The 14,452-nt window shown below is 61.2% G+C and carries 15 protein-coding genes and 1 pseudogene; 5 read left to right on the plus strand and 11 right to left on the minus strand.

The genetic code is table 11. The features are described 5' to 3' along the window. From LDL37_RS05520 to LDL37_RS05530, 3 genes are all read left to right on the plus strand, one after another. On the plus strand, positions 1-528 hold a 528-nt coding region (locus tag LDL37_RS05520; protein ID WP_290795395.1), incomplete at its 5' end, for a response regulator transcription factor. Positions 529-971: 443 nt separating this feature from the next. Beyond that, complete coding sequence (locus LDL37_RS05525) at positions 972-1,154, plus strand: DUF1328 domain-containing protein (RefSeq protein ID WP_013479482.1); 183 nt, start codon at positions 972-974, stop codon at positions 1,152-1,154. Positions 1,155-1,333: 179 nt separating this feature from the next. After that, positions 1,334-4,300, plus strand: coding sequence for a TonB-dependent receptor (locus LDL37_RS05530; RefSeq protein ID WP_290795397.1), 2,967 nt, complete (start codon positions 1,334-1,336; stop codon positions 4,298-4,300). 138 nt (positions 4,301-4,438) lie between these two features. On the opposite strand, the gene LDL37_RS05535 is transcribed toward LDL37_RS05530, so the two are convergent. Next, positions 4,439-5,278, minus strand: a complete 840-nt coding sequence (locus tag LDL37_RS05535) for an alpha/beta fold hydrolase (RefSeq protein ID WP_290795399.1) — start codon at positions 5,276-5,278, stop codon at positions 4,439-4,441. 70 nt (positions 5,279-5,348) lie between these two features. Here LDL37_RS05535 and LDL37_RS05540 point away from each other — a divergent pair, with 70 nt between their 5' ends. Continuing rightward, positions 5,349-5,834, plus strand: coding sequence for a MarR family winged helix-turn-helix transcriptional regulator (locus tag LDL37_RS05540; protein ID WP_290795401.1), 486 nt, complete (start codon positions 5,349-5,351; stop codon positions 5,832-5,834). Here the strand turns inward: LDL37_RS05540 and LDL37_RS05545 are convergent. The 9 genes from LDL37_RS05545 to LDL37_RS05585 all read right to left on the minus strand — a co-directional run bounded on the left by LDL37_RS05545 (position 5,831) and on the right by LDL37_RS05585 (position 13,365). Then, a complete protein-coding gene (locus tag LDL37_RS05545; protein ID WP_290795403.1) occupies positions 5,831-6,613 on the minus strand; it encodes a response regulator in 783 nt (260 codons plus the stop codon). The genes LDL37_RS05540 and LDL37_RS05545 overlap by 4 nt on opposite strands. A gap of 158 nt (positions 6,614-6,771) precedes the next feature. Further along, positions 6,772-7,584, minus strand: a complete 813-nt coding sequence (locus tag LDL37_RS05550; protein WP_290795405.1) for an ATP-binding protein — start codon at positions 7,582-7,584, stop codon at positions 6,772-6,774. A gap of 80 nt (positions 7,585-7,664) precedes the next feature. After that, entirely contained in the window at positions 7,665-8,162 is a 498-nt protein-coding gene (locus LDL37_RS05555) for a hypothetical protein (protein ID WP_290795408.1), read from the minus strand. A 109-nt stretch (positions 8,163-8,271) separates the two neighbouring features. Next, a complete protein-coding gene (locus LDL37_RS05560; RefSeq protein ID WP_290795410.1) occupies positions 8,272-9,855 on the minus strand; it encodes a response regulator in 1,584 nt (527 codons plus the stop codon). Position 9,856: 1 nt separating this feature from the next. Then, complete coding sequence (locus LDL37_RS05565; RefSeq protein ID WP_290795412.1) at positions 9,857-10,321, minus strand: response regulator; 465 nt, start codon at positions 10,319-10,321, stop codon at positions 9,857-9,859. Positions 10,322-10,325: 4 nt separating this feature from the next. After that, the gene (locus tag LDL37_RS05570; RefSeq protein ID WP_290795414.1) at positions 10,326-12,170 is read right to left on the minus strand and encodes an ATP-binding protein; all 1,845 of its coding nucleotides are present in this window, start codon (positions 12,168-12,170) and stop codon (positions 10,326-10,328) included. Positions 12,171-12,267: 97 nt separating this feature from the next. Continuing rightward, positions 12,268-12,411, minus strand: a complete 144-nt coding sequence (locus LDL37_RS05575; RefSeq protein WP_197723617.1) for an entericidin A/B family lipoprotein — start codon at positions 12,409-12,411, stop codon at positions 12,268-12,270. 118 nt (positions 12,412-12,529) lie between these two features. Then, on the minus strand, positions 12,530-12,982 hold the full coding sequence (locus LDL37_RS05580) for a hypothetical protein (RefSeq protein WP_290795416.1): 453 nt from the start codon (positions 12,980-12,982) through the stop codon (positions 12,530-12,532). 80 nt (positions 12,983-13,062) lie between these two features. Further along, complete coding sequence (locus LDL37_RS05585; RefSeq protein WP_290795419.1) at positions 13,063-13,365, minus strand: hypothetical protein; 303 nt, start codon at positions 13,363-13,365, stop codon at positions 13,063-13,065. Between the two features lie 392 nt (positions 13,366-13,757). On the opposite strand from LDL37_RS05585, the gene LDL37_RS05590 reads away from it, so the two are divergent. Then, entirely contained in the window at positions 13,758-13,931 is a 174-nt protein-coding gene (locus tag LDL37_RS05590) for a hypothetical protein (protein WP_172961154.1), read from the plus strand. Between the two features lie 263 nt (positions 13,932-14,194). On the opposite strand, the pseudogene LDL37_RS05595 reads toward LDL37_RS05590, so the two are convergent. Beyond that, positions 14,195-14,452: pseudogene (locus LDL37_RS05595) on the minus strand (FAH family protein); the annotation flags it as partial.

Raw genomic sequence — 14,452 nt, forward strand, 5'->3', positions numbered from 1 at the left:
GATATCGACGGCAAGGAGGTCATCCAGACCATCCGTCAGTGGTCGAATGTGCCGATCATCGTGCTGACCGCGCGCTCGGAAGACATGGACGCCGCCCCGGCCCTCAATCTGGGCGCCGACGACTATGTGACCAAGCCGTTTTCCGCCGAAGTCCTGCTGGCGCGCATCAATGCCAATCTGCGCAAGTCGGTCGTGCGCGAAGTGGGTGAACCCGATGTGGTCAACGGCCCGATTCGCATGGACCTTGTCCGCCACGAAGTGTTTATCGACGAAAAGAAGGTCCCCTTCACGCCGAAGGAATACGACCTGCTGCGCTTCTTCCTCGTCAACCGCGGCCGTATGCTGACGCACAAGCAGATCCTCAAAGAGGTCTGGGGCCCGGCCCACGTGGACGATACCCAGTATCTGCGCGTCTATATCGGTCAGGTGCGCGAAAAGCTGGAAACCAAGCCGGGGCTGTCGAAGTCCATCGTCTCGGAATCCGGTATCGGTTACCGCATGGAGATCGTCGCCGAAACCGCGGCCTGATCACCCCCGGATCAGGTCCTTAAGGGCGCTTCCCCCGATCGCCCTTCGGCCCCCTCCCTGCGAAGAAACGGCGGCCCCCTTCCCCAGGGGCCGCCGTTTGTTATTTCAGAGCGGAATGATCTTCAATGATATCATCATTCAAGCGCCTCCCCTGATTTCAGGGGAGGTGGATTTGGAGCGTAGCGACAAAAGACGGTGGGGTTAAATTCCCTGCTGTTAACCCCACCCGTCGCTACGCGCCACCGGCACCGGCCGCCCGGCTCCCCTGAAATCAGGGGAGGCACTATGGCGCCAAGCCGTTTCCACCTAACATCATTCCGCTCTAAGCCATTATCCCGCGCCTTACCCGGCGCTTACGGACGCAGACTTTACCCCGTTTTGTATCCTTACGCGGTCAGCGCGATGCTGGTCTCAGCAACAAACATCCCTATGGAGGATTTCCAATGCTGAGATGGGTCATCACCTTCTTCATTCTGGCGGTTGTGGCCGCCCTGTTCGGCTTTACAGGCCTCGCCGGCACCTTTGCCGATATCGCCAAGTTCATCGCCGTGGTCTTTGTGGTGCTGTTTATCGCCGGTCTGGTGTACAGCGCGCTGACCGGGCGTCGCTCAAGCCCACCGATGTGAGGCCATTGAATCCCTGACACAAAACCCCGCCCTCACCAGCGGGGTTTTTTATCGCCACTGTCGCAACAGTGTTGCGATCCAGACACACAAATATCACAAATAAAAACATTACATCGTATACAGTAGCCAATATACAAACCCGCGGTTAGCGTTCATCTTCCTTCCGGTTGAGCGCACTCATGAACACAACCGCATTTCTGAAATATCTTCTGCACGGCTCGGCGATCGGGCTGGCCCTGATGGTCACGACGACCGCCTACGCCCAGAGCGACAAGAAGACCAAGACCGACACAAGCGAAGACGAGGTCGAAGAGGTCGTCGTCACGGGCACCCGCATTCGCCTGCGCGGCGCGCAAAGCGCCACCCCGACCTCGGTCATCACCTCTGACACCATCCAGAAGACCTCCCCGCGTCAGATTGCCGATCTGGTCAATCAGTTGCCCGCCCTCGTTATCAGCCAGAGCGATCAGACCAGCAACGCCAACCGCGACAAGGATTCGATGGACCAGAGCCATCCGGGTCTGAACGCGCTGGACCTGCGCGGTCTGGGCACCAAGCGCACACTGGTGCTCGTCAATGGCCGCCGCCACGTGCCGGGTGCGCCGGGCTCGTCCGCCGTCGATATTTCCACCATTCCGTCCAGCCTGGTCGAACGCGTCGAAGTGATCACCGGCGGGGCCTCGGCCCTGTACGGGGCTGATGCCGTGGCCGGCGTCGCCAACTTCATCATGCGCAAGAATTTCGAGGGCATCGACAGCAATGTCCGCTACGGCAATTCGGCGCGCAACGACATGCCCAGCTACGATGTGGACCTGCTGTACGGCAAGAATTTCGCCGAGGGCAAGGGCAACTTCACCCTGTTTGGCTATTACGGCAAATCCGACGGTACGGTCGGCGGGCAGGACCGCCCGTGGACGGCGACCGGCAACCCATGGTGGGCCAGAATCGGCTCCGGCGCCTCGGCAGTCAACTACATCTGGGACGGCCGCCGCAACCTTGGCTATTCGCCGCGCGCTCAGGTTCTGCTGGGGCGCAAGGTCTATACCTTCAACGACGACGGCACCATGCGCGCCCCCATTCTGGGGCCCAGCGGTATTCTGCCAAACACCTATGACCTCAGCCGCCCCGAAACTGTGGCCAATCTGGAAACGGACGGTGGCGAATACGGCGGGCGTTACGACAACTGGCTGCTGTCGGTGCCCAATGACCGCTTCATCGCGCACGGCACCCTCAACTATGAGCTGACGTCCAATCTGCGCTATTTCCTCGAAGTGGATTACGCCACCAACAAGTCGCATGGCGAATACGGCATGTGGTGGGAAGGGGCCTCCAACTGGCTGTACGAAGGCAACCCCTTCATCACGCAGGAAATGATCACCGCCAATGGCGGCAGCCTGCCCTATGTCGCCTTTGCCCGGAACTTCCCCGAAATCGGCAAGTCCAGCACCGACTATAAGCGCGACCTGTCGCAGATCGTCACCGGGTTTGAGGGCGACCTGCCGGGCCTGTTCCGCGGGCACGACTGGAACTGGTCGGCCTACTATTCTTACGGCAAGACCGAGGAACGCGTTCAGGACCGCAACGCCGTCTCCAACGAACGCTATATGCGCGCGCTGGACGCCGTCTCCGGTCCGGGCGGCAAGCCGGTGTGCGGCGTCAATGCCGATACCGACGCCACCAATAATGACCCGAACTGCGTGCCGCTCAACCCGTTCAAGCCGCTGACGCAGGACGTCATCACATACCTGACCTTCAACCCCTCCGCCTCGACCTCGACTCTGGAGCAGGAGGTGTTGTCTGCCTATGCCACGGGCGGCGTACTGACCCTGCCGGCCGGTGACGTGCAGGTGGTGATCGGCGGTGAGTACCGTAAGGAAAAGAACTTCATCGGGGCCGTCGCCGAATACAATCCCGACGATCCGGCCTATGTGCCCGACTATGGCGTGGTGCAGAACCCGCTGCGCGGCCAGTACGACGTGAAGGAAATCTTCGGCGAACTGAGCGTGCCGATTCTGGCCAATCTGCCCTTTGCACACAAGCTGTCGGTGGATGCCGCCGTGCGCGCCTCGGACTATTCGACGGCGGGCAAGACGACCTCGTGGAAGTACGGCCTGCAATACGCCCCGGTGCGCGACCTGCGACTGCGCGCCACCTATGGCAAGGCGGTGCGCGCCCCGAACATCAGCGAGGTCTTCACCGCCTCGTCGATCAGCGGTCAGTGGCTGTACGACCCGTGCAACTACTACATGACCTACCGCACGGAAACGACCCAGGATACGCGCGCCAACTGTGCGGTACTGAACCCGGCCAACAAGAATTCGTACTGGCTGTGGACCGAGGTCGAAAAGAAGGGCAATCCGGATCTGGAGGTCGAAACGGCCAAGACCCTGACCGTTGGTCTGGTCGCCCAGCCGCGCTTTATGAAGAACTTCACGATGTCGGTGGACTATTACGATATCGACCTCAGCAACGTCATTGCCGCCGTCGAACCGCAGACCATCATCAACAAATGCGTCGATGCGCCGATGCAGAACAACCCCTACTGTAACCTTGTCGTGCGCGAAGCGGGCACCAACAACTTGCTGCGCGTCGTGAAGCAGAACATCAACCTGGCCAAGCGCACCAATCGCGGCGTCGATGTGGAGATGGACTATTTCACCGACCTGTCCTCATGGGGCTGGGGGGCCGACAGCGGGCGTTTGTCGCTCAATCTGGTCTTCACCCGCCTGAAGGAAAACAAGATCACGCCGGACCCGGAAAACCCGCAAAACGTCACCAGCACGCTGGGCATTTTCGGCTTTCCGAAATGGAAGGGCGTGACGCGCCTCTCCTATCAGAAGGGGCCTTTGTGGGCGAGCTGGAGCTTCCGCTACTTCTCGGCGATGCGCATGAACACCACCATCAATCCGGAAAACTACTTCCCCTACCGCACCAAGTCGATCCTCTATCACGACTTCAACGTCTGGTATGACGTGAAGAAGAACGTCGCGGTGGGCATCGGCATGAGCAATGTCTTCGACACCCCGCCGCCGCGCTATCCGGGGGCCGAAGCCGGCGGGGCCTATTTCGGCGACGAAGGCTGGCAGTCGGGCGTGTTCGACGTGGTGGGCCGCACGGGCTTTATCAACATCAAGTTCAAGCGGTAGAGCGATATGTCGAAAAGTGTGCGCGGTTTTCGACAAAATATCGCGACCACACAAAATTTAGAGCGGGATGATACTTTCATCCCGCTCTAATCCGTTTACGGATGAAGTGGAGAACCCCGCCCTAACCGGCGGGGTTTTTTACTTCGCAAGGAAGGCCGCCGTGGCCTGCACGGTTTCCCTGGCATAGAGGATGCGGCGGTGGCCCAGTCCGGGCAGGGGATGCAGGGTCACGTGGTCCCCGGCCGCGGCAAAGCTTTCGGCGCTGAGGAACAGCACCTCCTGATCCTCCGGCGCATGAAGGACCAGTGTCGGCAGCGGATGGGCCTTGAGGATCGCGTCGCCCATAAAGGCTTCGACCGGATGGCCGGTCAGGCGCTTCACATGGTCTTTGAGATGCCCCGTGGCCTCTGGCGACAGGTCGTGGCGGCGCGCAAAGGTATCGAAGACGCGCGGCATGGAACAGGGGGCGGCGATCAGCACCAGCCGCCCGTAGTGAAGCGGCGGCAGCTCACCGACCAGCCCCGACAGGCCCGCAAAGGCCACCGCGCCCCCGAACGAATGGGCGACCACGCCGTGCCACGGCCCGGTGACGGCGTGCAGCGCGTGCAGGGCCGCCACCCCCAGCGCCACGTGCAGGCGCTCACCGTCCGACCGCCCATGCCCCGGAAAATCGAGCGCCACCACGTCGAAGCCTTCGCTGACCAGCGACTCGACGAAGAAGGTCATCACCGCCGCCTGACCGGTCCAGCCGTGCAGCAGCACCACCGTCCCACGACCGCTTCCGGCAAAGCGATAGGCCTGTAATTCGCCGCCCTGAAACGGGATGCGCAGCGGCTCCGCTGCGCTCAGGCGTTCGGCCACCCGCGCCATGCCCTTTTGCGCCGCCTCGCTCAGCGGTTCCGGCGTGCAGAACAGCTCAAACAGACGGTCGGCCTGCGCCTTGGGCGATTCCGTCGCGGCATCCGGTTGCACAGTCATCAATCACGGCCTATTCTGTTCAAGATTGAACCATAATTAGTTCAATCTTGAACAAATCACAAGGACGGAGATGACGCAAGACACCCCGGCCCCGACCGGCCTCATGCCGTGGGAGCTGCCGCGTTTTCGCAACTGGATCGCCGTGGCGCGCGCCCATCAGATCGTCGAGCGCACGCTCAATGCCCGGCTGGCCCCGCACGGGGTGCGTATCGCCCACCACGATATTCTGGCCAATATCTACCGCTTTGCAGGTCTGACGCAGAACGAACTGGCGCAGCGGCTGCTGGTCGGGCGCTCCAACCTGTCCATGCTGCTGCCGGAGCTGGAAAAGCGCGGCCTGATCGAACGGCGCAGCGATGCGGCGGACAAGCGCGTGCGGCGGCTGTGGCTGACCGAGGCGGGACGCGCCCTGACCGAACAGACGCTGGCCGTGCAGGCGGGCGTGGTGACCGATATGATGACGATCCTCAGCGACGCCGAATGTCAGGCGCTGGGCGACTATATGCGCCGCATCACGGCCGGTATGGCGCAGTGGGCCGAACCGGATCGGGTTTAAACCAGTACCGCCGTTTTCAAAAGACGATCCGCCAGTTCGAGCAACTGCCTGCCCTCAAACGGCTTGGCGATACCGGCATCGGCCCCGATGCGGCCGGTGGCATTCAGCGCATCGGTTTCGCTGAGTTGGCCATCCAGACCCGCCGACATGGCGATCACTGGCACGGCAGGCCAGGTCTGTTTGATATAGCTCATGCCCTTGATACCGCCCATGCCCGGCATAAAGACGTCACAGACCACCAGATCAACGTGAGCAATATCGACATCGCGGAAGGCCACCTCCATCGATTCGGCATCCGACACGCGATAGCCGCCAAATTCCAACGCGCCACGGATAAAGCTGCGCAGGGTGCGACTGTCGTCGATCACCAGCGCATGTTTTTTTCGCGTGCGCGTATTCAGGTCCTTGAAGGCCGTCTGAAAGATGCGCCGCACGTCACCTTCGCCGAACGGCTTGCGCAGGATGAAATCGGCGCGCGCCTGACGCGCCTTGCGCAGGGTCTCTTCGATGCTTTCCTGCGACGATCCCGCCGTCATCAGGATAATCGGGGCCGACCCGCTGCGTTTGCGAAAGGCCTCTATGTGCGCCAGCCCATTCGTGGTGCCGACAAAGATGTCCATAAACAGCGCCTGCACCGAAAACGAACTCAGCGCATCATAACCTTCGCGGAAGGTCGGAAAATGGATGTGGCTCCATCCGGGTTGCGCCGAAATCAATCGGCCGATCATCTGCGCCTGCACGGCGCTGTCCTCAATAATGAGCGCGGTCGAATGGGTCATGCGGTCCTGAGACGATCCTGTATCTGGCGGTGACGCCTTTGTGTATGGCCCCTGTTCTGGCGAGCAATACTGAACTCTTTGGTTCGCAGCGTCTTTTAAAGGAGGCTTGTTAAGCCTTGGTAACCAAACGCCGGGCGTTCATAACAAAACACTCCGCCTTACCTTTCCACACCCGTCGGGGCCAGTTGCACCGGCACATAAAGGCTGAACACCGCGCCGGTTTCGGGGTGGTTGCGCACCTCGATACGCCCGCCCAGAAGCGTCATGATCAGCTCAGCGATCGACAGGCCCAGACCCGTCCCGGCATTCTGCTGATCCTGCTTTTGCAGGCGCGTATATTTGTTGAAGATGGCGCGCATCTTGTCCGGCGGGATGCCCGGCCCGTGGTCGCGCACGTGCACAAAGGCCTCTTCGCCCGATGCCCCATAGTCGATATCGACCACCGGGGCCTTGCCCGTATGTTTCAGCGCGTTCTCAATAATCAGGCCAACCACGCGCGACAACAGCACCGTATCCGTGTGAAAGGCCTCGGCACCGCCCAGATCGTGCAGGCGAATCTCGCCCTTATCCTTCAAAGGCCCCAGTCGCGTGATCGAATCGCGGATCAGCGGCGTCAGATTGGCCGTCTCCTCGCGCGGCTGCACGGCGCGGCTTTCCAGCTTGGCCATGTCGAGGATGTTGGTGATGAACTTGTCGAGGCGATAGGCTTCGGACAGGGCGGACGTAATCAGCGAGCGCCGCTTCTCCTCCGACAGCTTGGCTTCGAGCAGGGTATAGACCTCCAGCGAGCCGATAATGGTCGCCAGCGGGGTTTTCAGGTCGTGGGATACAGCGGACAACATCTGACGGTACAGCGCTTCCTTGAGTTGGGTTTCCTGCGACGGATCAAGCCCCGGAGCCGGTTCTGCCTTGTCCACCCTGACCTCTGTATCCATAACCAACCCCGAATGGGCATCTGCGGTCAGAGACATATCTTATTCCGGTACACAAGGCCAAGCGAAACACCCCGTCGGGTCATTAAAAACAACCATCAGGGGGCACAGGTTACAGATTACTGGGTTTGCATGAACTGCCCGCGCAGCGCGCCTTGCAGACGGGTGATGCGGCGCAGCGCGCGGTTCAGTTCATCGATCAGGCGGCCCTGATCCGGCGTCGCCACCTGCCCCCCCTCGCCTTCCAGCCGCAGATAGTCGTCAAGCTGCGCCGCCAGATGCACGCGCGCCTCTTCCAGCATGGTCAGGCCGGTTTCCCCCAGTTGCCGCGCGGCCTCAAGCCCTTCGGCATAGCGCGTCGCCCAGGCGTTCAGGCGCGAAATCTGCGCCTTCACATCGCTTTTGAGGTGCACGGTTTCCACCCCGCTCAGCAGGTCCTGAAGATCATTCCTCAGGTGCTGCGCGTCTTCGATATCGAGGGTGAAATCCACCGGCACAGACGTCGCCTTTTCGGCCTCCGGCGTGGGGTTGGGGGCCTCATAGGTCGCGGCTTCCGCGGGCGGATCAGCCGGTCGGGCAGAGGTCAGGGCGGGATCGCGTTCGACAGGGTCGGACATGGTTATCTCCTTGTCCTGAAACCCTAATCCGACGTCCGCAAGGGCGCAGTGCGGAGCGGCCACCCGCCTATAAAGGGACGGTAAAAAGCCTGAAATCCTTTGCTCATCGTCAGGCCGGGGTCAGTGCCCGCAGTTTTTGCGCCAGAAGTCCGGGCTGGATCGGCTTCGACAGATAGTCGTCCATGCCCGCCTCTATGCAGCGTTCGCGGTCACCGGCCAGGGCGTGCGCCGTCACGCCGATAATGCGGTAGCGGAAGCCCCTCGCCGGCTCCAGTTCGCGGATGCGCCGCGTGGTCTCAAACCCGTCCATCTCGTGCATCTGCACGTCCATCAGAATGGCATGGTAGGGCGTGTCGCTGTCCTTCAGCAGGGCCAGCGCCTCGATGCCTGACTCGGCGGCCTCGGCCTCATAGCCCATCTCTTCCAGCATCAGGGTGGCCACCAGAACGTTCGGCGCATAGTCTTCGACGATCAGCACGCGCGGCCGCTCACCCGGCGCCGGCGGCGGCACAGGCGGACGCTCATCCTCGGCCACCGCCATCACCGCCACGGGCAGGCTGAGGCGCACGCTGAACAGCGAACCACGCCCCTCTTCGCTGTCCACCGCAATCTCGCCGCCCATCACCTCAACCAGAGCCCGTGCGATAGACAGGCCCAGCCCCGACCCGCCGAAACGCCGCGTGATGGAGGCATCAGCCTGCGTAAACTTGTCAAAGATCTGGCTGCGCTTGGCTTCGGGGATACCAATGCCGGTGTCGCGCACCGCAAGGCTCAGATCGACCCGGTCGCCGCGCCGCTGCGCCTCACCGATCAGCTCGATTTCACCGCGCGCGGTGAACTTGAGCGCGTTGGAAATCAGGTTCATCACGATCTGCTGCAAGCGCGTGCGGTCACCGCGCACCGTCACGCCCTGCGTGTTATCGGTCAGGGCAAAGTCCAGCCCCTTGCGCTCAATATCTTGCGCAAACATCATCTTAAGGTCTTCCAGCACATCGGCCGGACGGAAGGCGGTGGACTCCAGCTCGATCTTATTGTCCTCAATTCTGGAAATATCGAGAAGATCATTGATCAGCCGCAACAGAAGCTGCGCATTGGTACGCAGAGTCTCTACGATCCGGTACTGATCGTCATTGAGCGGCGACTTGATCAGAATGTCCGACAGGCCCGTCACCACGTTGAGCGGTGTGCGAATCTCATGGCTCATGGTGGCCAGAAAGTCCGTCTTGGCCTGCGACGCGGCTTCAGCGCGCTCCTTGGCCGCCTGAAGCTCCTGACGCTGGCGCTCGTTCTCGCGCAGCAGGCGTTCCTTGGTGAAGGCCGCCTGCATGACGGCGGGCAGAAGGTCGAGATAGGCCTGATTGATGTCCTTCACTGCATAGTCAGCCGCCCCCAGCTCCATCGCCTCCAGCGCGATGGCTTCGTCACCGCCGGCGGTGAGGATGATGACCGGCGTGGTGATCTCGCGCGCCTTCAGGGCCTTCAGCATCTCCAGGCCATTCATGCCCGGCAGGTTGTAATCGAGCAGGATCAGATCAAACCCCTGCTGCGCCATCACCTCCAGCCCGGCCTCAGCCGTGACGGCCAGATCGACCTCAAGGCTGTGGCGGCGAAAGCGCTTTTGCAGCAGGCGACCCAGCGCCTCATCGTCTTCGATATACAGGATGCGGGTCAGGGCGGGGGAAGACATCGGCATCTTATTTCACCACGGTGTTGGGAACCTTCACCACGGCAAGCATCAGGCCCAGCTTGCGGATGGCGTCGGAGAAATTGTCGTATTCGACCGGCTTGGTGATATAGACATTGCAGCCCAGCTCATAGCAGCGATCGATTTCGCGCGGATTATCGGTCGTGGTCAGCACGATCACCGGAATGGCGCGCGTGGACGGATCGCCCTTGAGGCGGCGCAGAATCTCATAGCCGTCGATATGCGGGATGTTGAGGTCGAGCAGCACCAGAGTCCGTTCATGGCGTTCGGCGGTCTGCGCCGCGCTGAGGTGCTCACCGAAGAAATAGTCGATGGCCGCCGCCCCGTCTTCGAAATGGCGCACCGGATTGCCGATCCCGGCGCGCTCCAGATTCTTGCGGATCAGGCGCGCGTGACCGGCATCGTCTTCGATCATGACCAAGGTGAACTGATCGTCAAAGGCAGGGACCATCATAGGTTCAGGCTTCCATCGCAGTTACAGGGCGTGACGCTTCGCTCAGGCGCGGGCGTTTGGGCAGGCGCACATGAAAGCGCGTCCCTTCATCAATTTTCGAGTCGAACCAGATGTCACCGGACAGGCGCCTCAGCGTCGCCTTGACATAGGCCATGCCGAGCCCCAGCCCACCGACCTCGGTCGTATTGCGGGCGCGGCGGAAGATTTCAAACACCTTCGGCTTGTCGATATCGGCGATGCCGCGGCCATTATCCGACACGGTGAAGATGTAATCGTGCAGCGTCTCGCGCACAGATACTTCTATCTTTCCGGTAATATCCGGCCGCAGATATTTGACCGCATTATCGAGCAGATTGCCGAAAATCTGCTCCAGCGCCACGGCGTCGCTCATGATCTCCGGTAAGGGGTCACAGCTTATCTCGATCCCCTTTTGCGTAATATCGTACCCCAGAGCCCCAACGCATTTGTCGAATATAGTCTGGGTGTTAACCGGCTCGATCGTATAGACGCGCTTACCGATGCGCGACAGGTCGAGGATGGCGCGCGTCAGGCTATCCATGCGCTCAACCCCTTTGGCGATAAAGCCCAGCGACTCCGGCACGTCCTCTTTCAGGGCCAGATCGAGCGCCTTCTGATGCTCTGGCGCAAAGTCTTTCTGATACGGGGCGATGGCGTTGGTCACCGCCTTCATTGATATTTCCAATTCTTTGGAAAAACCTTTCAAATTGACCAGAGGCGCGCGCAGGTCGTGCGAGGTGATGTAGGTGAAGGTTTCCAGATCGGCATAGAGCTGACGCAACTCTTCCTCGCGCTGCTTCTGTTCGGTAATGTCGGCGTGGGTGCCGATCATGCTCTTGATGCCGCTGAAATCGGCCCCGGTGCCGACGCCGCGCGATAAAATCCAGCGATAGCCGCCGTCCTTGTGCCGCATGCGGAAGATGCTGCGATAGGTGGCGTCCGTGCCTTCCATATAGCGGCGCAGATCGGCGTCCGCCGCCTCGCGGTCATCCGGGTGGATCATGTCGCGCAACACCTCCCAGCGGTTTTCCACCTCGTCCGGGGCATAGCCCAGCATGGCCTTATAGGCCGCGGAGCAATAGACGTCGCCGCTGACGAAGTTCACCTCAAACAGGCCATCGTTAATGCCTTCGGTGACCTCACGATAGCGCTGCATGACGGCCTCCTGCTCGGCCAGACGGTTGCGGAAATCGGCCTCCAGATTGAGGATCGTCACCGTCCCCAACAGCATGACACCGATCAGCAGGATGCTGCCGATGACCAGCGTAAAGACAAAATCCGAACGCGCCTTCACCACCTCCGCCGTCTGAAGCCGCACCTCGACCAGACGCCGCACATTGGTGGCCTCCAGCGCGCGACGCACGTGCGCCATGTCGCGCACCTGTCGTTCAAACGCCTCGCGCGTCAGCGCCGCCCCGCGCCCCAGCCGGCGGTTTTCGACCTGATCGTCGAAGGTCTTGCGCAAGGATCGGATATTATCGAGCCACAGATAGATGTCGCGCGCCGCCTGCGGATCATGGCGCAACACCAGGGTGCGATAGGCCGACAGATCACGCTCCAGCATATCGCGCGCCGTGCGATAGCTGGTCAGCGTCGCCTCATCGCCGGACACCAGATAGGCGTGAACCCCCGTCTGCATATCGAGCAGATCGACCAGCACCACCCGGCTTTGGCGAATGGCCTCGTATTCAAACAGGGATTGCCGGTTCTGGTCCTGAATGCGGTTGTAATGGGCGTAGACAATGAACGAAAAGGCCACGGTCGCAATCGACAGCAGGACAAACAGCACCAGATAGTACCGTCGCTGCCGCAGCAGCTTTTGCCACATCATCCGTCTTTCCCCGTCCATCATATACGCAAACGCAGGCCCTGAAGCCCTGCGGCATCAGAACCTGCGAAAACCGGAAATGTCCAGCCTTACGACTGGCTTAATTCTTGGCGTCCTTGGCGGCGTCGGAAACCGCTTCGCCCCCGGCCTGAACGTCCTTGCCCGCACCTTCAATGGTGTTGCAGGCCGACAGGGCCGGAACGGCCGCCAGCGCAACGCCGGCAATTACGATCATCTTGGCGATCTTATTGGTCATGTGCTTGGTCCTTTTCAAATGCCCCATCTTACTCAGAGCTTGCCGCCGCACCGGTAATGGGTCCATGCCATCGACAGAGGCCTTAATAAATAAATCATAAGAAAAATCAGGCGGCTGTTTTACGGCGGCTTGATTTTCCGCTCCTTAGCCCGTCGCGAAAGGCACGCCACACCGACACGGCCCCACCGGCGGTGCGCGTCACCACGCCCTGCACCTCGCGCTCACCCGGCATGGCCGAGGTTTCGCTGATCAGGTGCTCAAGCGTCCCCTGCACGGCGCGCCGGGCGCGGCCGATGGCCACCAGCAGGACAAGCCCCACAGCAATGACCAGAGCGGCGACGATGCCGCCCGCGCCCTGCGGCGTGAGCCCCAGCGCCTGCAAGCCGTGAAAGGCGAGCAGCAGCAAGACCGAAAGCCCCAGCGCCAGCGCCACCAGCGCAAACACCATCAGCCCGACCAGCACGCCCAGCGCGCTCAGAAAGGCCAGGGCCTGCGACCGCACCTGACGAAAGCGCTGACGCACAAAAAACAGTTCCGCCACACGTAACAGCACAGACATTCGCGACCCTTTCACAACCGATACAAAAAAGGGCGAAGCCGCTGTGGCCTCGCCCTTAAACCTTCAGACGAAACGCCCGATCAGCGCTTGAGCATCATGCCGATCAGCACACCGGCACCCAGCGCCAGAAGACCCGTGCGCACGGGGTTTTCGTGCACTTCCTTATTGAGGCGGCCACCTGCCTTGTTGAGATGGCCCTGCGCGTCATCAAAGAGATGACGCAGCTTGGCACCGGCTTCGTTGGCGCGCGAAGACAGGTCATCGGCCACGTGGCGCGCGGTCTTTTCAACGCCTTCAACGGTACGGTCGGCTTCCGAACGGACGTCGTGTTCGGCCAGAACCTTGGTGACTCCGGCGGCGGCTTTGGTGGCGGGGGACAGCATCAATCTCTCCTTTGAGGGCGTGCGATATGGGGGAGGAATGGGGGTCACATCCACACGGACCGCGGGGCGGGGGGGGGATGTCTGACACGGAAGGCCGTCTGAGACAGCATCAAAACGAGGATGGGGGGGGGGTATCTCGTTTTCGTCCGTGTCTTGGTCCGTGTGGATGTGATGACTGAACCCTATCGGCGCGGCTTTAAGGATGCGATGCCTATGGCTGAAAGCAAAAATAAGGGGCAGATAAAGGCGCGTTTCCTGATTTTTTACTTACGCGCAAGGCCTTGCAAACCCGGCGAAAACTGACGCAGCGCGGGCGCAGCTTAGCATCAGGGTCGCGCGCTTTCACCCGCGTCGCGACCTTCACACCCCTACCCTCACAAAGGAGATCAGACATGGGCGATATCAAAGGCTCGATCAAGGAAACCGCCGGCGGCGTCGAAGAGGAACTGGGCGAAGCCCTGCACAACGACAAGATGGCCGAAGACGGTCGCAAGCTGCGCAACGAAGGCCGCATCGAACAGGGCAAGATGCCCAAGGTGAACCCGGTCGGCTCCGAAAAGCCCTAACGTCCGGGTTCTAACGTCAGACCGCTAGCAACGGAAAACCGCCCTGATCCCCAAAGATCAGAGCGGTTTTTTATACCTCCCCGGCGTGCCGGGGAGGGGGACCGCACGAGCCGCGTTTACGCGGTAAGATGCGGTGGTGAGGGTTCTTAACCGCGTCAATGGATTGAACGGGTGGACATAGCGCAAAGACACCCCACCACCGTCTTCGCTACGCTCGACGGTCCCCCTCCCCGCACTTTGTGCAGGGAGGTGTAAGACAGGCGTTACAACCGCACCACCTTTGCGGTGCTGGCCAGCGGTTCGGTGGTTTTGAGGGGGTTTCTGAGCGGGTGGACGAAGGGGCGGGCGTCGATTTCGAACACGTCGCCCGCTTGCGTCTTCACGCCGTCGGCAAAGCTCGCCGTCGCCGTGCCGAAGCAGTGCACGTGCACATCGCCCGGCACGCGGAACAGTTCGTACTTGAAGTGGTGGTGTTCCAGGTTCTCGAACGTGTGGGACATGTTGTCCTCGCCGGAGATGAA

This window comes from Asticcacaulis sp., from assembly GCF_020217185.1.
Taxonomy (GTDB): domain Bacteria; phylum Pseudomonadota; class Alphaproteobacteria; order Caulobacterales; family Caulobacteraceae; genus Asticcacaulis.